The organism is Pseudomonas sp. MWU16-30323, assembly GCF_020515595.1.
Taxonomy (GTDB): Bacteria; Pseudomonadota; Gammaproteobacteria; order Pseudomonadales; family Pseudomonadaceae; genus Aquipseudomonas; species Aquipseudomonas yamanorum.
The window spans coordinates 157,763-180,672 of sequence record NZ_JAIWYM010000001.1; the positions used below are offsets into that span (position 1 = coordinate 157,763).

General features: G+C 60.9%; 23 protein-coding genes. 14 read left to right on the forward strand and 9 right to left on the reverse strand.

Going from position 1 to position 22,910, the window contains the following annotated elements:
- The first annotated feature begins 18 nt into the window (after positions 1–18).
- A complete protein-coding gene (locus LIY45_RS00780; RefSeq protein ID WP_226475003.1) occupies positions 19–924 on the forward strand; it encodes a LysR family transcriptional regulator in 906 nt (301 codons plus the stop codon).
- A gap of 100 nt (positions 925–1,024) precedes the next feature.
- Positions 1,025–1,201, forward strand: a complete 177-nt coding sequence (locus LIY45_RS00785) for a hypothetical protein (RefSeq protein WP_226475004.1) — start codon at positions 1,025–1,027, stop codon at positions 1,199–1,201.
- Here the strand turns inward: LIY45_RS00785 and LIY45_RS00790 are convergent.
- Positions 1,185–2,081 (reverse strand): helix-turn-helix domain-containing protein, encoded by an 897-nt coding sequence (locus tag LIY45_RS00790; protein WP_226475005.1) that lies wholly within the window; start codon positions 2,079–2,081, stop codon positions 1,185–1,187. The two genes, LIY45_RS00785 and LIY45_RS00790, sit on opposite strands and share 17 nt — an antisense overlap.
- Before the next feature lie 189 nt (positions 2,082–2,270).
- On the opposite strand from LIY45_RS00790, the gene pobA reads away from it, so the two are divergent.
- Entirely contained in the window at positions 2,271–3,455 is a 1,185-nt protein-coding gene (gene pobA / locus LIY45_RS00795; protein ID WP_226475257.1) for a 4-hydroxybenzoate 3-monooxygenase, read from the forward strand.
- 73 nt (positions 3,456–3,528) lie between these two features.
- Positions 3,529–5,040 (forward strand): MDR family MFS transporter, encoded by a 1,512-nt coding sequence (locus LIY45_RS00800; RefSeq protein ID WP_226475006.1) that lies wholly within the window; start codon positions 3,529–3,531, stop codon positions 5,038–5,040.
- 144 nt (positions 5,041–5,184) lie between these two features.
- Here the strand turns inward: LIY45_RS00800 and LIY45_RS00805 are convergent, their stop codons facing one another.
- The 3 genes from LIY45_RS00805 to LIY45_RS00815 are packed head-to-tail and all read right to left on the reverse strand — an operon-like array spanning position 5,185 to position 7,221.
- Positions 5,185–6,024 carry a cache domain-containing protein gene (locus tag LIY45_RS00805; RefSeq protein ID WP_226475007.1) on the reverse strand — a complete coding sequence of 280 codons (840 nt, stop codon included), beginning with the start codon at positions 6,022–6,024 and terminating at the stop codon, positions 5,185–5,187.
- Between the two features lie 55 nt (positions 6,025–6,079).
- Positions 6,080–6,550 (reverse strand): cyanase, encoded by a 471-nt coding sequence (cynS, locus tag LIY45_RS00810; protein ID WP_003210659.1) that lies wholly within the window; start codon positions 6,548–6,550, stop codon positions 6,080–6,082.
- Between the two features lie 29 nt (positions 6,551–6,579).
- Positions 6,580–7,221, reverse strand: coding sequence for a carbonic anhydrase (locus LIY45_RS00815; RefSeq protein ID WP_226475008.1), 642 nt, complete (start codon positions 7,219–7,221; stop codon positions 6,580–6,582).
- A 112-nt stretch (positions 7,222–7,333) separates the two neighbouring features.
- Between LIY45_RS00815 and cynR the strand changes: the two genes are divergently transcribed.
- Positions 7,334–8,200, forward strand: coding sequence for a transcriptional regulator CynR (gene cynR / locus LIY45_RS00820; protein WP_226475009.1), 867 nt, complete (start codon positions 7,334–7,336; stop codon positions 8,198–8,200).
- Here the strand turns inward: cynR and LIY45_RS00825 are convergent.
- Entirely contained in the window at positions 8,175–8,951 is a 777-nt protein-coding gene (locus LIY45_RS00825; protein WP_226475010.1) for a transporter substrate-binding domain-containing protein, read from the reverse strand. The genes cynR and LIY45_RS00825 overlap by 26 nt on opposite strands.
- Positions 8,952–9,337: 386 nt before the next feature.
- Between LIY45_RS00825 and LIY45_RS00830 the strand changes: the two genes are divergently transcribed.
- From LIY45_RS00830 to LIY45_RS00855, 6 genes are all read left to right on the forward strand, one after another.
- The gene (locus LIY45_RS00830; RefSeq protein WP_226475011.1) at positions 9,338–10,711 is read left to right on the forward strand and encodes a glutamine synthetase family protein; all 1,374 of its coding nucleotides are present in this window, start codon (positions 9,338–9,340) and stop codon (positions 10,709–10,711) included.
- A 145-nt stretch (positions 10,712–10,856) separates the two neighbouring features.
- The gene (locus tag LIY45_RS00835) at positions 10,857–11,507 is read left to right on the forward strand and encodes a class I SAM-dependent methyltransferase (protein ID WP_226475012.1); all 651 of its coding nucleotides are present in this window, start codon (positions 10,857–10,859) and stop codon (positions 11,505–11,507) included.
- A 122-nt stretch (positions 11,508–11,629) separates the two neighbouring features.
- A complete protein-coding gene (gene rnd / locus LIY45_RS00840; RefSeq protein ID WP_226475013.1) occupies positions 11,630–12,763 on the forward strand; it encodes a ribonuclease D in 1,134 nt (377 codons plus the stop codon).
- Positions 12,760–13,053, forward strand: coding sequence for a YcgL domain-containing protein (locus LIY45_RS00845; protein WP_003210667.1), 294 nt, complete (start codon positions 12,760–12,762; stop codon positions 13,051–13,053). Before rnd ends, LIY45_RS00845 begins: the two co-directional genes overlap by 4 nt.
- 116 nt (positions 13,054–13,169) lie before the next feature.
- Positions 13,170–14,102, forward strand: coding sequence for a D-2-hydroxyacid dehydrogenase (locus LIY45_RS00850; protein WP_063032542.1), 933 nt, complete (start codon positions 13,170–13,172; stop codon positions 14,100–14,102).
- 121 nt (positions 14,103–14,223) lie between these two features.
- On the forward strand, positions 14,224–17,697 hold the full coding sequence (locus LIY45_RS00855; protein ID WP_226475014.1) for a hypothetical protein: 3,474 nt from the start codon (positions 14,224–14,226) through the stop codon (positions 17,695–17,697).
- A 76-nt stretch (positions 17,698–17,773) separates the two neighbouring features.
- Here LIY45_RS00855 and LIY45_RS00860 read toward each other — a convergent pair whose 3' ends face one another.
- Complete coding sequence (locus tag LIY45_RS00860; protein ID WP_063032540.1) at positions 17,774–18,373, reverse strand: nitroreductase family protein; 600 nt, start codon at positions 18,371–18,373, stop codon at positions 17,774–17,776.
- Between the two features lie 152 nt (positions 18,374–18,525).
- Here LIY45_RS00860 and LIY45_RS00865 point away from each other — a divergent pair, with 152 nt between their 5' ends.
- The gene (locus tag LIY45_RS00865; protein WP_010176530.1) at positions 18,526–18,975 is read left to right on the forward strand and encodes a YcgN family cysteine cluster protein; all 450 of its coding nucleotides are present in this window, start codon (positions 18,526–18,528) and stop codon (positions 18,973–18,975) included.
- A gap of 12 nt (positions 18,976–18,987) precedes the next feature.
- Positions 18,988–20,223, forward strand: coding sequence for a hypothetical protein (locus LIY45_RS00870; protein ID WP_226475015.1), 1,236 nt, complete (start codon positions 18,988–18,990; stop codon positions 20,221–20,223).
- Positions 20,224–20,329: 106 nt separating this feature from the next.
- On the opposite strand, the gene LIY45_RS00875 is transcribed toward LIY45_RS00870, so the two are convergent.
- The 3 genes from LIY45_RS00875 to LIY45_RS00885 form a co-directional block, all read right to left on the reverse strand.
- On the reverse strand, positions 20,330–20,680 hold the full coding sequence (locus LIY45_RS00875) for a DUF2892 domain-containing protein (RefSeq protein WP_226475016.1): 351 nt from the start codon (positions 20,678–20,680) through the stop codon (positions 20,330–20,332).
- Positions 20,681–20,749: 69 nt separating this feature from the next.
- Positions 20,750–21,217: an RNA methyltransferase gene (locus LIY45_RS00880; protein WP_003210674.1), complete on the reverse strand. Its 468-nt coding sequence runs from the start codon at positions 21,215–21,217 to the stop codon at positions 20,750–20,752.
- Positions 21,218–21,380: 163 nt separating this feature from the next.
- Positions 21,381–21,755, reverse strand: coding sequence for a YajD family HNH nuclease (locus tag LIY45_RS00885; protein WP_003210675.1), 375 nt, complete (start codon positions 21,753–21,755; stop codon positions 21,381–21,383).
- Between the two features lie 149 nt (positions 21,756–21,904).
- Between LIY45_RS00885 and LIY45_RS00890 the strand changes: the two genes are divergently transcribed.
- Positions 21,905–22,819: a ParB/Srx family N-terminal domain-containing protein gene (locus tag LIY45_RS00890; RefSeq protein ID WP_226475017.1), complete on the forward strand. Its 915-nt coding sequence runs from the start codon at positions 21,905–21,907 to the stop codon at positions 22,817–22,819.
- Positions 22,820–22,910 lie beyond the last annotated feature (91 nt).

The following is a 22,910-nucleotide window of genomic DNA, read 5'->3' on the forward strand; positions in this document are numbered from 1 at the left end:
TCTAAAAGCGGGCAAATCATGGATCGTCTTCAAGCAATGCGCGTGTTTGTGGCCGTGGTGGACTTGGGCAGCCAGTCTGCAGCGGCCGACCACCTGGACCTTTCTCGCCCGGTGGTGTCGCGCTACCTGGCGGAGCTGGAAGACTGGGTCGGCGCGCGCCTGATGCACCGCACCACCCGCAAGCTCAGCCTGACCGCCGCCGGCAGCGAAACCTTGCCCCGTTGCCGGCAGATGCTGGAATTGTGCAGCGACATGCAGGCCGCCGTCAGCGAACCGGACGAAGCGCCCCGTGGCCTGCTGCGCCTGAGTGTCAGCACCTCGTTCGGCCAGGCGCAGTTGGCCGATGCCATGGCCGAATACGTCAAGCGCTACCCGCAGGTCAGCGTTGATATGCAGATGCTCGATCGCACCGTGAACCTGGTGGATGAGCGCATCGACCTGGCGATCCGCACCAGCTTTGAACTGGACCCCAACCTGATTGCCCGCCGCCTCACGCTGTGCCGTTCGGTGATCTGCGCCTCGCCCGCTTACCTGCTGGAGCATCCGCAACCCCGGCGGGTACAGGACCTGGCCCGGCACAATTGCCTGACCCACTCCTACTTCGGCAAAAGCCTGTGGCACTTCATGGAAAACGGCGAGCCGGTGTCGGTGCCGGTGCAAGGCAATATCAGCGCCAACGAGGCCAGTACGTTGCTGCGGGTGACGCTGGCGGGCGCCGGGGTGTCGCGGCTGCCGAGTTATCAGGCGGGCGACTACATCCGCAGTGGCGAGTTGATCCGCTTGTTGCCCGAGGCCGAGCCGCAGCAGATGAACATCTACGCGGTGTACGCCTCGCGCAAGCACATGCCGGCGGCGCTACGCAGCCTGCTGGACTTCCTGGTACTGAGGTTTCCGGAGGAGCCGGTGTGGGACGTCGGTCTCTGAGCCGACATAAACAGGTTGAATGTCGCCGGATAATGGCGACTTGCCTCAGCTGACCTATGCTTACCAAAGCACCTTCTTGATCCGGTCAGAGGTCAGCATCATGTCGATCAAAACAAGAAAGTACCTGATGATTTTCACCCTGTGCGCCGCCGCCACAGCGCTCTATGGCACTGCCGCCTACCGCGTCGAACAGGCCCGCATGCAGCCGGGCTTCGCCTCCAGCTGCAATCACGGTCAATGCGTTGGCCACATGGCCGCTTTCAGTTCGCTTCGCTAGCGTCCTGGTCGGCTTTCAACTGCTCCCGAAACGCCTTCGGGGAGAACCCGACGCGTCGGCGAAACAGCCGTGAGAAGTTGGTCGGATCGGAGAAGCCCAAAACCTCCGACATCTCATTGATGGTCATGCTGGTGTAAGTCAGCAGGCGCTTGGCTTCCAGCAACTGGCGGTCGTGCATGATCTGCAACGCGGGCTGCCCGCCCAACTCCCGACACGTACCGTTCAGGTGTGAGACCGAGATCCCGAGCTTGTGGGCCAGGTCTTCGATTTTCGGGTGTTCGCGATAATGCTGCTCCACCAACTGGGTGAACCGGCGGAAGTATTCGCGGCCCCGTGGCGCCCGTGGATGCCGGCGCTGAATGGCCTGGCGGCTGATCCATACCAGCAGCACGCTGACCAGCGCGTGCATCATCATGTCCCGCGCCGGTTGATCGCTGGCGTACTCGTCCTGCAAGCGCGTAAAGAGGCTGTTGAGGTAGTCACTGTCGTTGCCGGCGGGATAGCTGCCCAAGGCGTTCAGGCCATCCAGCGCCGCGCCCAGTTGCCCTTGCAAATGCGCCATCAGCGGCGCGGCCAGGGTGACCACAAAGCCTTCGACGTCTTCGGAAAACCGAAAACCATGCACGCATAACGGCGGCAGTACCTGCAGCGTCGATTCGTTCAGGGTGCTGCGCTGGCCTTCGATCTCCAACTGCGCCTGGCCCTTGTGCACGTACAACAACTGACACAGGTCCGCGTGCCGGTGGGGCTGGATTTCCCACTGGTACTCACGGCTGCGCCGGGAGATGGTTTCACAGTGCAACAAATCCGGGGTCGGCCATTGCTGGCTTTCACCGTAGAGCTTGAACACTGGAATCGCGGCACTGGCAGTTTTGGTCATGGCTTCATCCGATACTTCGGGAGAGTTGTGCGGTAATCGCCCTGATTGGCGAAAAGCGCAGCTTTGGGCTCAGTTTTCACCTTCTTATGCCGGGCACTCAAGTGAAAAATGCCAGCAACACCTTCAATGACAACTCTTTCACCGGATACGTTCGGGTGAAGCTTGCGGGCCATAAAAATAATGAAAACGCTGAAAACCCAAGTCGCCATCATCGGCGCCGGTCCTTCGGGGCTGCTGCTCGGTCAACTGTTGCACAAAGCGGGGATTGAAACCCTTATTCTTGAGCGCCAGACGCCGGATTACGTGCAAGGCCGCATCCGTGCCGGGGTGCTGGAGCAGGGCATGGTCGACCTGTTGCGCCAGGCCGGCGTCAGTGCGCGGATGGATGTCGAAGGCCTGGTGCATGAGGGCTTTGAGCTGGCACTGAACGGGCAACTGACCCACATCGACCTCAAGGCGCTGACCGGCGGCAAGACGGTGATGATCTACGGTCAGACCGAGGTCACCCGCGACCTGATGGCCGCGCGCCAGGCCAGCGGTGCCACTACTCTGTACGCCGCCAGCAACGTGCAGCCCCATGATTTGAAAAGCGCAGAGCCGTGGCTGAGCTTCGAGCATGCAGGCGAGCAGTACCGGCTGGACTGCGACTACATCGCCGGCTGTGACGGTTTCCACGGTGTGGCGCGTCAGTCGATTCCCGCGGAGGCGCTGAAAATCTTTGAACGGGTGTATCCGTTTGGTTGGCTTGGCATTCTCGCCGACACGCCGCCGATCCACGAGGAACTGGTGTACGCCAAGCACGAGCGCGGCTTTGCCCTGTGCAGCATGCGTTCACCGACCCGCAGCCGCTATTACCTGCAAGTGCCGGCCGATGAGTCGGTCGACGACTGGTCCGACGAGCGCTTCTGGGATGAACTGAAAAACCGCCTGCCGACATCGCTGATCGAGCAACTGGTGACGGGCCCGTCCATCGAAAAGAGCATCGCGCCACTGCGCAGTTTCGTGGTGGAACCGATGCAATACGGTCGTCTGTTCCTGCTGGGGGACGCCGCCCACATCGTGCCGCCCACCGGCGCCAAGGGCTTGAACCTGGCGGCCAGCGATGTCAGCACCTTGTTCAATATCCTGCTCAAGGTGTACCGCGAGGGCAGGGTGGAATTACTGGAGAAATACTCACAGATTTGCCTGCGGCGGATCTGGAAGGCCGAACGGTTTTCCTGGTGGATGACCTCGATGTTGCACCAATTCCCTGAAGCGGACGGCTTCAGCCAGCGCATCGCCCAGAGCGAATTGGAATACTTCGTCGACTCCGAAGCCGGGCGTAAAACCATTGCAGAAAATTACGTCGGACTTCCTTACGAGACTATCGAATAGCCAGCTATCTAGTACACTGACGAGCATTCCCGCGGGCTTCCTTTTCCCGTGGGCCTTGCTCGCAGGTTCTGCCGTGACCAACCTCAATCAGCCCGCCACACCTGCTGTTCGCAGTGTCCTTGTCGCCTTGATGATGGCGATCTTTCTCGGGGCCCTGGACCAGACCATCGTCGCCGTCTCCATGCCGGCGATTTCCGCCCAGTTCCATGACGTCAACCTGCTCGCCTGGGTGATCTCCGGCTACATGGTGGCGATGACCGTGGCAGTGCCGATCTACGGCAAGCTCGGTGACCTGTACGGGCGCCGGCCGATGATGCTGATCGGCATGGGCCTGTTCACCATCGCCTCGCTGTTTTGCGGCATGGCCCAGAGCATGGAGCAACTGGTGCTGGCGCGGATCCTCCAGGGCATTGGTGCCGGCGGGATGATTTCGGTCAGCCAGGCGATTATCGGCGACATCATTCCGCCCCGTGAGCGGGGGCGTTACCAGGGCTACTTCAGCAGCATGTACGCGGTGGCGAGCGTGGCCGGCCCGGTGTTGGGTGGCTATATGACCGAGTACCTGTCGTGGCGCTGGGTGTTCCTGATCAACTTGCCGCTGGGCGCGGGTGCCTGGTGGGTGGCCCATCGCACGTTGGTGGGGCTGCCGGTGCCGCAGCGCAAGCCGGTGATCGACTATCTCGGCACTGTGTTGATGATCGTCGGTTTGACGGCGCTGTTGCTGGGCATTACCGAAATCGGCCAGGGTCATCATTGGCGCGACGATGAAGTGCTGGGCTTGTTGGCCTGCGCTCTGGTGGCGTTGACGGTGTTTGTGTGGCACGAACGCCGGGCGCGGGAGCCGTTGCTGCCGATGCACTTGTTTGCCAACCGCAGTGCGGTGTTGTGCTGGTGCACGATTTTCTTTACCAGTTTCCAGGCAATTTCCCTGACGGTGTTGATGCCGCTGCGCTACCAGACTGTGACCGGTTCCGGTGCCGACAGCGCCGCCTTGCACTTGCTGCCGCTGGCGATGGGCTTGCCGATGGGCGCGTACTTCGCCGGGCGTATGACCTCGGTGACCGGGCGCTATAAACCGATGATTCTGATTGGGGCTTTGCTGAGTCCGATCGCGATTCTCGGTATGGCCCTCAGTGCGCCGCAGGCTGTGGCAGTGACCAGTTTGTTTATGTTGCTGTGTGGGATTGCCGCCGGGATGCAGTTTCCGACTTCGCTGGTGGGCACGCAAAATTCGGTGGAACAGCGGGATATTGGGGTGGCGACCAGCACCACCAACCTGTTCCGCTCCCTGGGCGGGGCGGTCGGGGTGGCATGCATGTCGGCGCTGTTGCTGGCGTTGTTGCAGGACTCCAGTTTTGCGCACTTGGCCAGTGGGGCGTTGGTGGCTGAGGGGAGTTCCGGGAATGTGCTGCTGGATGGTTTGAATGCGGCGCCTGGGCCGGCGCAGGATGCTTTGAGGGGGGAGTTGCTGATTACCTTTCGGCATTTGCTGATGGTCAGTGCCGGGGTGTCGTTGTTGGGGTTGGCGGCGGCGATTGCCATGCCTAATCGGGTGTTGCGGGGGCGGGAAGACAAGGCCAAATAGTTGGAACAATGAAGATTAAATGTGGGAGCGGGCTTGCTCGCGAATGCGGTCTGTCAGCTGATAAATAGGCTGGCTGATACACCGCATTCGCGAGCAAGCCCGCTCCCACATTCGATTGCGTTACAGCATTTAAATAGGTGACCTTCACGGACTGTAATACCCCACAGCCACCATGAAATGTCCGGTTTTGCGCAAATACGCATGCTTGTTCTCAACCTTCCCGGTCACCGGATTTTTCCAGCGGTATCGATATTCCCCCTGGTCCTGCTCGGCCATGACCGCCAGGATCGGCTCACCCACCGGCTTCCCGTCGGGGTCCTTGATCTTGCTGAAATCCGTATTCACCAGCCGCGGAGTCGTGCCATGGGCCACGTAGCGATGGGTATCGAGGTCAACCACAAACACATACAGATCATCCTGCAAAAAGCCGCCCTGCATGGCGTTGATCGCCTTGAGCGTCCCGGCCGGGTCCTTCTCCAACGCCTTGACCGCCTTGTCCCGCAAAGACTTCGCATGTTCCGGCGTAGCCCGCGGCAGGTAGTAGCCGACGGCTAGAATCCGCTGCCCGACGCGCTGGTAATACACATGCTTGCGCTCCACCTTACCGTCATTCCAGTTCTGCCAACGGTAATCGGCCTGCTGAATGCCACTGCCCTCAGGCACCGCCAACGCATCCTTGAACGACTTGTTCAAGTCCGGCCCCAGCACCTCGGAAACATTGCGCCCGATCAACGCAGAAGAGGGCCCGCCACTCGCCAGCAGCACGCCCTTGGTGTTGACCACGAACACATAGCGGTCCTGGTCGACGAACTCACCCTGGCGGCTGAACGCCGCAAAGGCCTTGTCGCCATTGCTCTGGTAATACGCCAAGGCCTTTTCCAACAAGGCCTTGGCGGCTTGGGCATCCGCCTCCTCAGCGGTGGCGGCGTGCACCTGGCCAAAACACAACAGCAGCAGCCAGGTGGCTCGGAGCATTGCCTTCATTACCCGTCCCTCGTTCTTGTTGGTGTGCCAAGAGCGTAGACGGTTTACCGGCAAATCAGAACGGTTTGGTCGGCAGGTATTTGCCATCCAGGGTGATCACCGCGCGGGAGCCGCCGTCCGGGTCTTCGACCTTCTTGATGTCCAGCTTGAAGTTGATCGCGCTGATGATGCCGTCGCCAAACTGCTCGTGCACCAGGGCCTTGAGGGTCGAACCGTAGACCTGCAGCATTTCATAGAAGCGGTACATGGTCGGGTCCGTCGGCACACCGCCGGGGAAGCTGCCACGCAGGGGCACGGTTTGCAGCAGTCGGCTGGCGTCCTGGTCGAGGCCGAGCTTGTCGCAGACCACATCGGCAGCGTCTTTCGGCAGTGGGTGCTGGCCGAGCAGGGCGGCGGTGACGAACGCCAGGCTCAGGCCGGTGCCGTCGGTGAGGTCCTGCCACGACAGGTTCTTGCGCGCCTTGATGTCGATGACGGTGTCGGCCAGGGCCAGGCGTGGGGATTGGGCGAATTGGGATTGCAACATGATGATTTCCTCTTGGGGTTGAATAAGGTTCAGGCGGCGTGGGCGCGGGTAGTCGGGTTGTCCAGCAGTGACACGAAGCGCCCGCTGCGGCCATCCAGGGCGTCGATGCCGCCACTTTCGATGTCGTAGACCCAGCCGTGGAGGCTCAGCCGGCCTTGTTCCAGGGCCAGGGCCACGGAGGGGTGGGTCTTGAGATTGGCCAGTTGGGCGACCACGTTTTCCCGCACCAGTGAGTTCAGCCGGTCGGCATCGGAGGCGTGAGTGCGAGCGGCGTTGATCACCTTGGCCGACTCGGCATGGCGCAGCCAGTTGGCCACGGCAGGCAAGTGATCAAGGCATTTGCAGGTGGAAATGGCCGTCATCGCGCCGCAGTCGGAGTGGCCGCAGATCACGATATCGCTGACGCCGAGAACGGCTACTGCGTATTCGACGGTGGCCGACACGCCACCGGGCTCAGGGCCGTAGGACGGCACGATGTTGCCGGCGTTACGGATTACAAACAGGTCGCCGGGTTCCTGCTGGGTCAACAGCTCTGGTACTACACGGCTGTCGGAACAGGACACGAACAACGTGCCAGGGTTTTGCGTGGTCGCCAGGTGTTTGAACAGGTCGCTGCGTTGGGTGAAGGCTTCACCCTGGAACTTGCGAAAGCCGTCGATGAGGTTTTGCATGGTGGTTCTCCTTGCGTCGCTGATGGGGCAAGGATGGAAGTTTTCAGCTATAGCGTCCAAGACCGGCTTATTATGGTTTCTATAAGTCATGCCTATAGTTGGAGCGCCACCCATGTTGCTGCGTCATATCCGCTACCTGTTGGCCGTTGCCGAACACCGTAATTTCACCCGGGCGGCGGAGGCGCTGCATGTGTCGCAGCCGACCTTGTCCCAGCAGATCAAGCAGTTGGAAGATACCCTGGGCGCGCCGCTGCTGGATCGCTCCGGCAGAAGCGTCAGCCTGACCGACGCGGGCGAGGCCTATGTACGGTTTGCGCGCCTGGCCTTGCAGGATCTGCAGGCCGGCACCCGCGCCATGCATGACGTGCAGGACTTGAGCCGTGGCAACTTGCGCCTGGCCATGACCCCGACGTTTACCGCCTACTTGATCGGGCCTTTGCTGGCGCGTTTTAACGGTTTGTACCCGGGCATAACGGTGAGCGTCGAGGAACTGACCCAGGACCGCATGGAGGCGGCGCTGACCGAGGATTTACTGGATATCGGCATCGGTTTCACCGGCGAGCATTTGCCGGATATCGAATGTGAAGGGGTGTTTGTCGAGGCGTTGAGTGTGGTGGTGAGTGCTGGCCATTCGGATATCGGCCAACAGTCATGGCTTCAACAACCGTTGGTGTTGCTGAACTCGGGCTTCGCCACACGCCGCTATATCGATGAGTATTTTCGCAGCCAGGCGGTGAAACCGCTGATTGCCATGGAGGCCAATTCCATCAGTGCAATTATCGAAATCGTACGCAACACGGCGTTGGCAACCATCCTGCCCAGCGCCATTGCCCAGGTGCAGCCGGGGTTGCAGGCGATGCCGCTGAGCCCGCCGTTGCCGCAACGCACGGCGGCGTTGCTCAGTCGCAAGGGGGCTTACCGCAGTGCCGCGTGCAGGGCATTTGTTGAATTGGTCAGGGCGCAGCCAACCACTGATTGATGATGCCGTCGTACACGCCGGTCACCGTGCTCAAGTGCAGCCACTGGTCCACATAACTCTTCCAGGCCACGTCATCGCGAGGCAGCAAAAACGCTTTCTCGCTGTACTGCATGTACCGCTCGGGGTTCACCGCACACAGCCCCGGCTTGAGTTTTTGCTGATACCGGGCTTCGCTGGCGTCGGTGATCATCACGTCGGCCTTGTTGGCCAGCAGCTCTTCAAAAATCGTCACGTTATCCGGGAACAGCGTCAGTTGCGCTTTACCCAAGTGCGCCCGTGCGAACACTTCATTGGTGCCGCCCGAAGGCTCGATCACCCGAACCTGCGGCTGGTTGATCTGCTCGACGGTCTGATAGCGCTGCACATCGGCGCAGCGCACCAGCGGGATCTTGCCGTCGACGCCCAATGGCTGGCTGAAAAATGCCTTCTTCTGCCGCTCCAGGGACACCGAAATACCGCCCACCGCAATGTCACAGTGCTGGGCCAGGAAGTCCGGCATCAGGGTTTTCCAGGTGGTTGGCACCCACTTCACCTGCACCCCAAGGCTCTTGGCCAGGGATTGGGCCATGGCGATGTCGATGCCTTCGTAGCTGCCGTCCGGGCGCAGATAGGTGTAGGGCTTGTAGTCGCCGGTGGTGCAGACGGTCATTTCACCGCGCTGGAGCACTTCATCCAGGCGCGACACGGGGCTGTCGGCGAGAGCTTGGGCGGACAGGCCAGCCAGCAGGGAAAGGGTCAGCAAAGCTTTCATGCGGTCGGGTCCTTGGGCATGAGCAGGGGCGCCATTATTTGCAAATGTTTAGCCACGGTACAACCAAACTCCGTCAAGACTGGATTTAACGGCTTAACCTCGCGTGTGAGGCTGCCCGGCATCTCTTCACTGTGATTTGCGCATGGACGGTTCCCCCGACACACACCCTGAGACATCGCCAGGCGCTACCGCGTCCAGCCGTCCGGATCGTCGTCGGATCACCGCTGATGCGCTTCCCTCCGAACTCGCCTTCTGGGCGCTGTGGCACTGCCGCCACGCACGCCCACCGGACACCTTTCTCCTACGTTGATTGGCCCCATGGATGCCCCGCGCATCTGCCCGGCAGCGCCTGCGCGCCTGCCTGACGCGAACGTATGAGAATGCCCATGAACACGCCCTTTGCGACCCTGCACGAAGCCCACTCCTTTCTTGAGCAGAACCCGGATATCGAGATGTTCGAGCTGTTCATCCTCGACAACAACGGCGTGCCCCGGGGCAAGTTGTTGCACCGCGACGAACTGCTGGCGGTGTATGAAAATGGCCGGCCGCTGCCGAGTACCATCCTCGGCCTGACCATCAATGGCGACGACGTGGAGAACTCCGGGCTGGTCTGGGAAGTCGGTGATATCGACTGCCGTGCCTACCCGGTCAGCGGCAGTTTGCAGCGCATGCCGTGGCGGCTGATCCCGACGGCGGCGGTCCAAGTCAGCATGCACCCTACCGAAGGCATGCCCGCCACCGTGGCCGATCCCCGGCACTTGCTGGCCAAGGTGATCGACGACCTCAAGGCCGACGGCTATTACCCGGTGATGGCGGCGGAGCTGGAGTTTTACTTGCTCGACCAGAAGCCCGACAGCAACGGCCGCCCGCAACCGGCGCGGGATGTCGATGGCGGCCGTCCACGCTCGACCCAGGTCTACGGCCTGCGAGAACTGGAGCAGATCGAACCGTTTCTCGCCGACCTCTACAGCGCCTGCAAACTCCAGGGCATCCCGGCGCGCACGGCGATTTCCGAATACGCCCCGGGCCAGGTGGAAATCACCCTGGAACATCGCAGCGATGCCCTGCAAGCCATGGACGAAGCAGTGCGTTACAAGCGCCTGGTCAAGGGCGTGGCCCACAAGCACGGAATGACCGCGTGTTTCATGGCCAAACCTTTCGATGACCTGGCCGGCACCGGCATGCACATGCACGTCAGCCTGGCGGACCGCGACGGCAATAACCTGTTTGCCAGCGAAGCGCCCGACGGCACGCCGCTGTTGCGCCATGCGGTGGGCGGCATGCTCAGTACGTTGCTCGACTCGTTGCTGATGTTCTGCCCGAACGCCAATTCCTATCGGCGCTTCCAGACCAACAGCTACGCGCCGCTGGCCGCCACTTGGGGCGTGGACAACCGCACCGTCACGCTGCGAGTACCCGGCGGGCCGGCGTTTTCCCGGCATATCGAACACCGTATCTGCGGCGCCGACGCCAACCCGTACCTCGCGGCAGCCGCGATTCTGGCCGGTATTCACCGGGGCATCCGCGAACAGCGCGACCCCGGCGCGCCGGTGGAAGGCAACGGTTACGCCCAGGCCAAGGAGTTGCTGCCGACCGATTGGCTGACCACCTTGCGTGCGCTTGAAGGCTCGGCTTGGGCGCGGGAGGCGTTTGGCCGCGAATTCCTTGGCGTGTACCTGGCGGTCAAGCGGGCCGAGTACCGCCAGTTCATGGGCGAGGTGGGCGAGCAGGATTGGCGCTGGTATTTGCATCAGGCCTGAAGATGAAGGCCTTGATCACAGACAGTTAACAGACAGGCAGCGGGCTGGATACTGGTTCTGCATGAACGGTGAACAATCCTTCGACCTTTTTTTCACGAGACGGTGGTTAAGCTGCGAATGTCTGATCCATTAACAGAGTCGTGTGATGCCGTCGCAACCGCCGTCTTCCATCGAGATTGAATTTGCCGAACGCACAGGCCAGGAGCATGCCCGGGTCTGCGCGGACACACGTCCGCCGGGCCTGTTGCGGCGCCTGGGGTTGTGGCGCGATGAGCGGTTGGTGCGCCGCGCGCTGAAAATCGCCGGCGAGCCGGGGCTGATCCTCGATTTGGCATGCGGTACCGGGCGGTTCTGGCCGGTGCTGGCCGAGCACAGCAACCGGGTGATCCTCGCCTCGGACAACTCCCAAGACATGCTCGACCACGCCCGCACTCACCACGCGCCGGGATTGCTCAAGCGGATCAAGACCTTCCAGGGCTCGGCGTTTTCCATCGGCCTGTCGGCCAACGCGGTGGACTGCATTTTTTGCCTGGAGTTGTTTCGCCATGTGCCCACGGCAGAAGGGCGCCTGGCCCTGCTCGGGGAGTTTCACCGGGTGAGCCGTGACACGGTGATCGTCTCGGTCAACAGTGACAGCGGCTACCGGGCTGTGCAGCCCGCACTGGCGGCAGTTGCCAGCAACCGGGCGCAGGTGGAAGCGGAGTTTCGCCAGGCCGGCTTCAAGGTCCTCAATCAACAGGAATTCCTGCCCGGCTCGGCCATGTGGCGCGTGTACGTCCTGCGCAAGAGAGGATAAGTACCGGCTGTCGGACTATTCTTCAGCTCCTGTAAGAGTTTTCATGGCGGATGCTGTACTGCGAATGCTCGCAACTCCCTTTCGCGATATATACTGCGCGCCATTCTTCAAGGGAGAGCCGTGTGGCCATCGATATTCACTGGATCTGCGACAACGATAGCCTCGGCCAGCACTGCGCCGAATGGCAGCAGTTGCCATTCGTCGCCCTCGACACCGAATTCATGCGGGTCGACACCTTTTATCCCATTGCCGGGCTGATCCAGATTGGTGATGGCGTTCGCGCTTACCTGATCGACCCCCTGACCATCGACAACTGGCAACCCTTGGCCGCCTTGCTGGAAAACCCGGCGGTGATCAAGGTGGTGCACGCCTGCAGCGAAGACCTGGAAGTGTTGCTGCGCCTGACTGGCAGCCTGCCGGTGCCGTTGTTCGACACCCAACTGGCGGCGGCGTATTTGAACCTCGGTTTCTCCATGGGCTATTCGCGGTTGGTGCAAGCCGTCCTCGATATCGACCTGCCCAAGGGTGAAACCCGTTCGGACTGGCTGCAGCGGCCATTGTCCGAGACGCAAATCAGCTACGCCGCCGAAGACGCGGTGCACCTGGCGGAAGTCTACACACGCCTGCGCCCGAAGCTGTCCGACGACAAATACGCGTGGGTCCTGGAAGACGGTGCCGAACTGGTGGCCAACCTGCGCCGCGAAGTCGACCCGTACGAGGTCTACCGCGACGCCAAGCTGGCCTGGAAACTGTCCCGTGCCCAGCTCGCGGTATTGCGCGAACTGTGCGCCTGGCGGGAGCAGCAGGCCCGTGCCCGGGACTTGCCGCGCAACCGGATCATTCGTGAACACTCGTTATGGCCCCTGGCCAAATCCCAGCCGGATAACCTCGCCGCGCTGGGCAAGATCGAAGACATGCACCCGCGCACCGTGCGCCAGGACGGCGAGTTCCTGCTGGGCCTGATCAAGCGCGCCGGCAGCGTGCCCATGGACCAATGGCCACCGGCGGTTGCCGAGCCATTGCCGGTGGACGCCGCCACGCTGATCAAGCAACTGCGCGCCCTGGGCCAGGCCGAGGCTGAACGCCTGGACATGGCGCCGGAACTGATGCTGCGCAAGAAAACCCTCGAAGCCCTGGTCAAGAGCGGCTACCCCGAGGGGCCTTACCAATTGCCAGATTCGCTGCGTGGCTGGCGCCGCGAATTGATGGGCCAGGCACTGCTGGACAGCCTGGCCAATGCCGGAGAACAGCCTTGAAACGTATTTGCTCCATCTATCGCAGCCTCAAACGAAACGAGATGTACCTCTACGTGCTGAAAAGCGATGCCCTGGAGCGCGTGCCGGAAAGTCTGCTGGCTGCCTTCGGCAAGCCGCACCACGCCTTTGACCTGGTGCTGAGCCCGGAGCGCAAGCTGTCCCGCGAGGACATCACCGTGGTTCTGGAGAACCTCGAGAAGCAGGGTTACCACCTGCAAATGCCGCCGGCCGAGGACGAGTACATCGAACACTTGCCCGAAGAGCTGCTGCGACGTAATGACCCGATGTGATCGGTCAGTGCCCCGTTCGGGGCACATCATCAATGGAATTCAATTTTTGGCGGTGGCCGCAACGGACAGCGAACTGCGTCGGCGGCCGCCTGCAGTGTTTTTGAAAGGTTTGAACCATGCGCGTTCTGATTGCTGAACACGATCACCCGCTGTACGCCCGGCTGCTGCGCGAAGCGGCGCCGGACCTTGAGGTCATGACCAGCGGCGACTCCGCCGAATTGTCGCGCCTGGCGGCCGATTGCCCGGTGTGGCTGGGCCAGCCGGACCTGTTGGCCACCTTGCTGCGTCAGGGCCACCAGCCACAATGGCTGCAGTCCACCTGGGCCGGCATCACGCCGCTGTTGGCTGAAGGCCTGCCCCGGGATTACCGCCTGACCCGCGCCGTGGGTATCTTTGGCCAGGTAATGGCCGAATACGTGCTGACTTACATGCTTGGCCATGAGCGTGAAGTGCTGGCGCGGCTGGTCAGCCAGGTCGAGCGCAAGTGGGACAACCGCATGGGCCAGAGCCTGGCGGGGCGCAAGGTGCTGATCGTCGGTACCGGTGATATCGGCCGTAGCGTTGCGCAATTCCTGCTGCCGTTTGGTGTTGAGTTGTATGGCATCGCCAGCGAAGCCCGCGAGCAGGCGCCGTTTATCGAAGTCGCCGGGCTCGAAGAGTTACCGCGCCTGGTGGGCGAGGTGGACTATGTGGTCAACCTGCTGCCCAACACGCCGAACACCCATGATTTGTACGACGCCGCGTTGTTCAAGCAATTCAAGCCGACCGGGTTGTTTATCAACGTCGGGCGCGGTGTAGCGGTGGTCGATGCGGACCTGGTGGAAGCGTTGAAGGAAGGCCATCTGGCCGGCGCGGTGATTGACGTTTGCCGTCAGGAGCCATTGCCCCAACGCCATCCGTTCTGGACCGCCTGGGGCTTGCTGCTCACCGGCCACAGCTCGGCGCCGACTTCGCCGGGGATGATGGTGCAGTTGTTTGTCGAGAATTTGCGGGCGTATCAGGCGCAGGAAACGTTGCGCGGGGAAGTGAGTTTCGAGCGCGGTTACTGATAGTGCGCTAGCCCGGCAGGCATGTTGCCGGGCGTTTACAAATTTCTGCAAACACTAATCAGATGTCGGTTTTACAGGTCGTATGTGAGTCTCGTACCCCTCTTTAGATGGGTACATTCTCATGTTGAATGCTGGCACTGTGTCTCTCCCTCCACGGGTCACTCCGCAACTTTCCCTTCTTTCCACCGAGCCGGCGGCGCTCCCTCTATTGCCCTCTGCTCTGGTCGCCGCGGCCGATTTCAACGCGCAGTCCCGCGCCCCAGTCCCCCGGCAATCCGGTCTCACCGCGGCGTTGGGCGACCGCGAGAATCTGCGGACACTGGGCCAGAAGCTCAACGAAATCGCCAGCCGTCTTGGCGTGAATGCCAGCCCTCAAGCGGTGCTGGCCGCGCTGCAAACGACACCGATGCAAATACACCCCGACTCGTCCTACCCGATCCGGGCGGGTAAAGCGGCGACGGTAGAGACCTTTCTCAGAAGTATCGGCTTGGGGTTGCCCACCAATCATTTTCAACTGACCGGTCATGCCCACGCGGTGAGTGACAGGGCACTGGAGCATCCGCTCGGCAATTTTGGCGGCGGGTTGTCCTGGCCTGTTCCCATGAGCGCCGGTGAACAGCGCAGGGTGCTGGCGGCGGCTACCGACCATGGCAGCCAGAACCCCAATGCACCGCACATCGGCGCAAGCGTGGGTATACTGGAATATCTGAACGCGAACCGGCCGTTGTCGGACGAGGCATTGGCTGATCCTGCCAAGGCACTCGAAACCCTCGTCAGCTCCACCCGCGGGCAGGCACTGGGGCAAGCCATCCAGGATCAGCTCGGGGGCGTCGCAACCGATACCAGCGTGAACGAATACGCACTGAGCGCAATCCACCTGCTGCTGGACCCCGAGTCCATTACGGCGCCGCACCGAAACCGTGTGGCAGGTTTCGACCTCGCGCAACACGCCCACTGGGGCAGGCCGGCTTCGACAGTGCTCGAGCGCCTGAGCACTTACCTGCACGAAAATTACAAGACCAGTCCCGAGATGGCCAAGGCCGGCGCCTATTTGTTACTGGCACGAAAGGCCCCCGAGTTTTTGATCAAGGGCATTCCCGACCGCGTGACTTACGGCAGCCCGGCCTGGGTAAGCCTCGCGGTCGCAGCTGCGGCCATAGAAGCGCAGTTCCCCGGGAAGGTGGCGCACATGAACTTTGCCCAGGTCATGTCCAGCGCTGAAAACGCGATCGTGACGAATCGAGCGGCCGCCGAACACGCACAGAAGGCGGCATTGGTGGATTGGGGCGTGGCCAACGGGATTGTCACTCGGCAGCCCAGTGACAGTTACAGCGACGTCGAGATAGACCGTGCAAGGACGGCATTCAACGCACAACTGAAGTTGACGCTTGCGGCTACCGGGTTATTGGAAGCCGATATCCCAAGCCGTAAAGACATTGCACTGGTCCACCTGAAAGAGCGGTTTGGCGAGCATGTACCCTTTGAAGAGAAACGACTGAAGGTCGTTGACTCGAAACAACCGTCAGCCCAACCGCTTTACGATCCGAACCGGGCACCCGCCGGGCTTTACTCGTTGCTGGACATCGCCATGAGCGGACTTGGCCACTACACATGGGAAAGCAGGGACCCGCACATTGCAGAGGCGATCAAAGGCAAGCGCCTTGATTTCGGCGTGAACAAAGTCTTCAACGAACAGTTCGAGCAAGCGATCGCCTCTCGCAAGCAAGGGGTTCGCAGCGCTATCAGGCACCTTGTCGCAACACTTCCATTGGCCGACAGAGAAAACCTTGAGTTTGGAAAACTCGAGTTTTTTCAGAAAAACACCTATGAACTTGGCGTCGACTTCACCTCAAAAAAAAGGCGGGGGGCGGACAATAAGTTGTGGGTCAAGGCGACCGGAAGAAATGGCGACGCCGTTTATGAAATTGACTTGAAAGCAGCTGCAATCAGCGCGGTGCCAGCTTCTGAATTAACAACAAAACGAGAGCGGCAAGCCAACAAAACGTTCAAGACGGAACACTTCAATCCCAAGGCCGTGAATGAGGCTGCCCTTGGCCCGAAAAACCAGGCGGGCTTATCGACGCCGCCCATCAGTTTTTCCAGTACGCGAACGCAGCACATCGCCGACGCTTTTGTTGAGCACCTCGATCTCGACAGTGATGACGTCAAGGCTTATGCCCGGGGCGTAACCTCGTTCGATAAGCAGATGGCAACCGAGTGGAACGTCACCAACTTTTTTCTCGACCTGATTCCGCTTAGGTCAGCCATTGCGAACTTTTCCAAGGGCAACCACCTGGAAGGTGCCAGTGACCTGGCGCTGGATGTGTTTGGTTTCGTCACGGCGGGCGCGGGTGTGGCGGCGAAAGTGACGAAGGCGGGGGCCAAGGTCGCCAGCGCTGCCGCCAAGGCCATTCAAGTGGCAAAGGTCGTCGGTGTGGCGGCCATTCAGGCATTCAACCCGTTGGATGGCTTCAGCGATCTGGTCGCTGGCGGTGCCCGACTGCTGGGCAAAGGCGCCAACCTTGTACGCGCGACGGGTGCAGAGGTGGTCAACAAGCTCAAGGGCGCGAGTGGCAGCTATGACCTGTTGAAAGCGGCCAGCAAACACCATGACGCAGCGGCGACGGGTACTTTCAAGGTCGCGGGGCAAAACGTTGATGGAGGTGCGGTACTCCAGAACGGTCGATGGTATGCGTTTGATGTGCATAGGATGAGGCCGTACGGCAGCCCGCTTGAAGGTTTCACCGCAAAAACGAGTGCGATGGATGGCGCGATTATCACGAGGCCTGCCGAGTCAGGCAGCGCCCTGAACAACCGGTTGTTTGGCGACTACGGCGTGGCTGAATCGAACATTTCCGGGCTTGCGCGCAACAGTCAGGGGATCTATGCGGCGGCAGACGGTCACGTGTCTCATATCCGCCATACCGATACCGCCGGCAACACGGCGGTCTACGAAGTGCGGCAAGTGACTCGCACCGCCGACGGTGCCGTACAGGCGCAGATTTATCACAACAACCGGCAAACGCCGCTGTTGGTGCAGCACCTTCAGGGGGACCAATGGCAGCGCTTGGGTGCCCGCGGCGGCAACCCGCCTTCGGTGGCATCGGACCTGGGCCCAAAAATTGGCGGAGGCGGCGAGGGGACGATCTACGAAAGTCTCGACGGTAAAAGTGTTTATAAGGACTATGGCCCTTCATCCATGACGGCTGCCGACGACTTTGTCGATAACGAGACCCTGTGCCTGAACAGCTATTACGGTGACGGCTTTGCAACGACGATATTTGAGGATGGTCGTCGTTATTTGAAAATGGGCAAACTGGACGGGGTGGACGTTAATACCCTGGCGAGGGGAAGTTTGCCCCCAGAGGCGCGGCTTTTACTGGATGACGCGTTTCGGCGTATGGAGCAGAAAAATCTTTACCACAACGATCTGCAGCTGAGCAATTTCCTGTATTCGGCGAGGGATAATAAAATTTATCCAGTGGACTTGAACGCCAACGGGCTTGAAGACATGACACCGTTTCTCGCCAGTTTGTACAAGCGTGATAGAGACGAGCTGCGCAGGGCCTATTACGCGCTGGTCGCCAAGGCGTAGCTACACTTGTGGCGGGTGCACCCTGCTGTGATGGCAGCAGGGTTTTGAAGCGACCGTCAAGGGTTGTCAGAGCGTGTCAGTCCTGGTGATTGAAGTCGCCTTCGGACACCAGCTCGTTCAATGGACGACGCGGGCTCGGGGTTTCCCGGGCTTGCAGGTAGTCGGGCAGGGTCGACTTGTCCCCCAACTTGCCAATCGCCACGGCTGCGTGCAGGGCGTAACCTTCAGGAATCTTCAGCTCCTTGCGGGTCAGTTCCTGATCGAAACCGGCCATGCCGTGGGTGTGCCAGCCGCTGAGGCTGGCTTGCAGCGCCAGGTGGCCCCAGGCCGAGCCGGTGTCAAAGGTGTGCCACAGCGCCGGGGTTTCTTCGGTGGCGCCGGGGACGGTGAAGGTCGTCTTCGACGCGACGATCACCAGGGCCGAGGCATGCTGCGCCCAGCCGCGGTTGAATTCGTTCAGCAGGCCCAGGAACCGCTCCCAGTTTGGCGTGTCGCGACGGGCGTAGAGAAAACGCCATGGCTGCGAGTTGTAGGCCGAGGGTGACCAGCGCGCGGCCTCGAAGAAGCTCAACAGGGTCTCCACCGGGATGCTTTCGCCGGTGAAGGCGCGCGGCGACCAGCGGTCGGTGAATTGTGGGTGGATCGGGTAGTCGGCGACGCGAGGGTTGCTGCTCATTGAGCTGATCCTGATGAAAAACGGGGTTTAAAACTACTTCGCCGCTGGATGGCTGACAAGTCTTGTTGTACCGACAGTCGTAAGCGCTTGGCCCCGGAAGCCATGGGCACTAGACTGGCGGCCTTTTAACATACCGATATTGATGTAGAGCCATGGCCGCCAAAGTCGAACCTTTCTGGATCCGCAAAACCCTCGAACAACTCGACCAGGATGAGTGGGAGTCGTTGTGCGACGGCTGCGGCCTGTGCTGCCTGCAAAAGCTCGAGGATGAAGACGACAACAGCGTCTACTACACGCGTATCGCCTGCAAACTGCTGGACCTGAAAACCTGCCAGTGCACCGATTATCCCAACCGTCGCGACTCGGTGCCCGATTGCATCCAGCTCACTCCGGGCCAGGCCGACCAGTTCAAATGGCTGCCGCCCACCTGCGGTTACCGGTTGGTCAGTGAGCGCAAGGACTTGCCGCTGTGGCACCACCTCGTCTGCGGTGATCGCGACGCTGTGCACCAGGAACGCATTTCCCAGTCCGGGCGCATGCTCAGCGAAGGCAGCGTGCCCGAGGATGACTGGGAGGATTACCTGATTTTTCGCGCGGGCTGAGAAGGAGTGTGTATGACGGTTGGAGCCCGGCTGGCGGCAAGCCTGCTGTTGTTGGCATTGAGTACGTCGGCTTGGGCGAAGAAAGTCGACCTGGACTACCACGTCAAGCTGCTGCCCCAAAGTGATCAGGCAGAGGTGCGCCTGAGCCTGTCCCAGGGCTCGGCGGTGCGCAGCCTCAACTTCGACCTGGGCCGTGACGGCGACTACAGCGATTTCAAGGCCGATGGCCAGTGGCAAGTGTTGCCGGGCAATACGCCGGGCGCCAGCCGTGGCCTGTGGCAACCCAGTGCCGACAAGGCCAGCCTGACCTACCGCGTGCGCCTGACCCACGCCCGCAAGAAGGGCGTCTACGAAGCACGCATGACCCCGAGCTGGGCGCTGTTTCGTGGCGAAGACCTGGTGCCCACCGCGCGCCTGGATCAGCAGGACGGTATTGAACTGGTGTCGCGCCTGGTGTTTGAACTGCCCGCCGGCTGGAAAAGCGTCGAGACGTCCTGGCCACGCATCGGCAAGCATAAATTCCGCATCGATAATGTTTCCCGCCTGTTTGACCGGCCCACCGGCTGGATGCTCGCGGGTACGTTGGGCAGCCGCAGGATGCGCCTGGGGGAAACCGAAATCACCGTGGCGTCGCCCAAAGGGCAGGGCATGCATCGCATGGATGTGCTGACCTTGCTGACGTTCGTCTGGCCGCAAGTGCAGGCGGCATTCCCGCGGCACCCGGCGAAACTCCTGGTGGTGGGCGCCAGTGACCCGATGCGGCGCGGTGTGTACTCGGCGCGGGACTCGATCTACCTCAACAGCCGTACGCCGCTGGTCAGCGAAAACGGCAGCAGCCCGTTAATCCGCGAAGTGGTGCAGGCCATCGGTCGCTTCAACGACCACCAGGGCAGCGACTGGATCAGCGAAGGTTTGGCGCAGTACTACGCCATTGAATTGATGCGCCGTGCGGGCGGCATCAGTGACGACCGTTATGCCGCGCTCCAGACCCGGCTGGCCAAGGAAGGCAAGGACGTGACCACCCTGCGGGTCGAGCACGCCAACAGTGCGACAGTGGCGCGGGCAGTGGTGTTGTTGCAGGAGCTGGACCGCGAGATTCGTGTGAAAACCCACAACAAGCGTTCGCTGGATGATTTGACCCAGGCGGTGATGCGCATGAACAGCATCAGCACAAAGGAGTTTGTGCAGTTGGGGGAGAGCATTATTGGCGAGTCGTCGGTAGTACTCGATACCAAACTGCTGCACTGAAACCAAGGTGGGAGCGGGCTTGCTCGCGAATACGGACTGTCAGTCAACTATGCATCACCTGACACACCGCTTTCGCGAGCAAGCCCGCTCCCACATTTGATCGAGGTTAACCCGCCGTTTTGCTGGCGTTTTCAGCCGCCACTTCAGCCTTGGTCTTGAGGTTCTTCAGTTCCTCACCGGCGCGTTCAATCTTGGTCCGCACGGTGTTCATTTCCTGGCGGCTGCGTTCCAGCAACTCTTTCGCCGAGCTGTGCCCGCTGATCCCGCGTGCCAGGGCCACGCCGCCAATCGCCACCTGGATCAAACCGAAAAAGCCACCACGGCGCAGGCCCTTGCCCATCATCACCACGCCGCCGGCCAGTGAGCCGATGCGCTCCCAGCCCTGGACGTTTTGCGTGGGTTGGCGCTCGAACGGTGTGGACCGGATAACGGGTCGCAGGGTTTTGCTGTCGCTCATGATCTGTCTCCAACAAGGGCTGATTGATATGCAGCTGACTGCACACAGGCCGCGGATGTTCCCGGAAAATCAGTATTTGGGGCCTGAACGGGTGTTGTTGCCCTTGGCCAGGCGGTCGTAAAGCACCACGTTGACGGTGGCGGCGAGGTTCATGCAACCGGTGGTCGGGATGTAGATCACGTCTTCACACCAGTCACGAATCTCCTTGTCCAGGGAGCCGTCTTCCGGGCCGAAGATATACAGCGCGCGGTCGGGGTGGGTGTATTCGGGGAGAGGGCGGGCGCCTTCCACCAGCTCGACGGCGACGGGGATGCAGCCCAGGGGCAGGATCTTTTTCAGGTCGTCGATACCGATCAGCGGAATGTCGTGGTGGACCTTCTTGGTGTCGGTAATAAAGTCCCGGGCCCGCTCATAGCGCTTGCCGGTGTAGAACACCGAGGCCACGCCGTAGCAGCCGGCGGCGCGCATCACCGAACCGACGTTTTCGGGGGATTTGGGGTTGTACAGACCGATGCAGCTGTAGCGTTTATTGCCCACGGGAAAGGGTGCCTTCGAGAAAAGCCGCGATTATACGGCCTCGGGCTAATGTATTGCTTGGGCGATCGCTATCGCGGGCAAGCCCGGCTCCCACATTTGGAATGCAATCCCCTGTGGGAGCCGGGCTTGCCCGCGATGAGGCCGTCACATTCAGCGAAGATACTCAGTCGTCTTTCTTCATCAACCCGGCCAACGCCGCAAACGGGTTATGCGTCGCCTTGGCAATCGTCGGGCTGCTGGTGGAGCCTTCGCCGAAATACTGCTGGTCGGTATAGCGCGAGTGTTCGTTGTCGTGGCAATACAGGCACAGCAACTCCCAGTTGGAACCGTCCTGGGGATTGTCATCATGGTTGTGGTTGCGGTGGTGCACGGTCAGTTCGCTCAGGCGCTTGCCGGCGAATTCACGGGCGCAGCGGCCGCACACGTGGGGGTACATCTTCAGGGCTTTGTCGCGGTAGCCCATTTCCCGGTCGCGCTGGGCATCGGCGAGGATGCGGTCCAGCTTGGCGGTGTGGGAGGGCGGGTTGGTCGAGCTCATCATGGCTCCTGTCTTTTAGTGGATCACGGATAGCGTTGATTCTAGCTGCTTGCGGGGTAATAAACCTCCGGCTTTTTCAGCGGCAGTACACGCAGGTGGTGGGGATTGTTTGTAGTATCGGCGAACTGAATTCATAAGGAGCGGTACTCATGCGGATGCATACAGGATGGTGGGCGTTGCTGTTATTCGTCCTCAGCGTTCAAGCCCAGGCGTTTTCCACGCCCCAGCCGGGCCAGTTGATTGATGTGGCGCTGGAGCAGCTCCACCCTACCCAGGCGGTGATTGGCTTTGATCAGATCCATTACAAGCTGGGGGTGTTTGCCGAATCACCCAAGAAGGTGTTTGACGAATACTGTGAAACCAATGGCCAGGGCGAAGCCAGCAAGGTGCCTAAAGATGCCGACCTGCATAAACCAGGCAGCTTTACCTGCAAAGACCTGGTGGGGACTCACCCGGCAGACATGAAAACCGTGGTGGTCGGCCCTGCTGGCCAGTTGTACCTCACTGACGGCCACCATTCGTTCAGTACCTTGTGGGAGCAGCCAGGTGCCGGCGCCAAACTGAAGATGTGGGTGCGGGTCACCGATAACTTCAGCGACAGTCCCGACCTGGCGACGTTCTGGAAACGCATGGAGCAGGGCCGCAAGGTCTGGCTCAATGACGGCCAGGGCAAGACCATCACGCCTGAGCAAATTCCGGCACACCTGGGCTTCAAGGACCTGGGCGACGACATGTTCCGCAGCCTGGTTTACTTCTCCCGCAAGGCGTCCTACGGCAAGCCGACCTCTGGTGCGGTGGTGCCGGAATTCCTGGAGTTTTACTGGGGAGGGTGGTTGCGCACGCAGATTGACCTGAGTGGGTTCAACCTGAACAAGCAGGGCGGGTATGAAAAGGCAATCGAGGCGGTGGCCAAGCGCATGGTCAGCCTCGCGCCCGATGCGCCGGTAGGGGACAGCGGTTTCAGCGCCGGGCAGTTAGGGGGATTTACGTCACTCAACCGCAAAGAGCTGGATGATACCTTCAAGAAGAAAGTGCCCTACGTTATCGACAGCAGGAGCAAGTAAGTGACGAACCGACAGGGGCGGCCTGGCGCCGTTTCTATCGGACGTATAACGGCTGAATATACAGTAATGGCCTGGCGAATATCGATTTAAA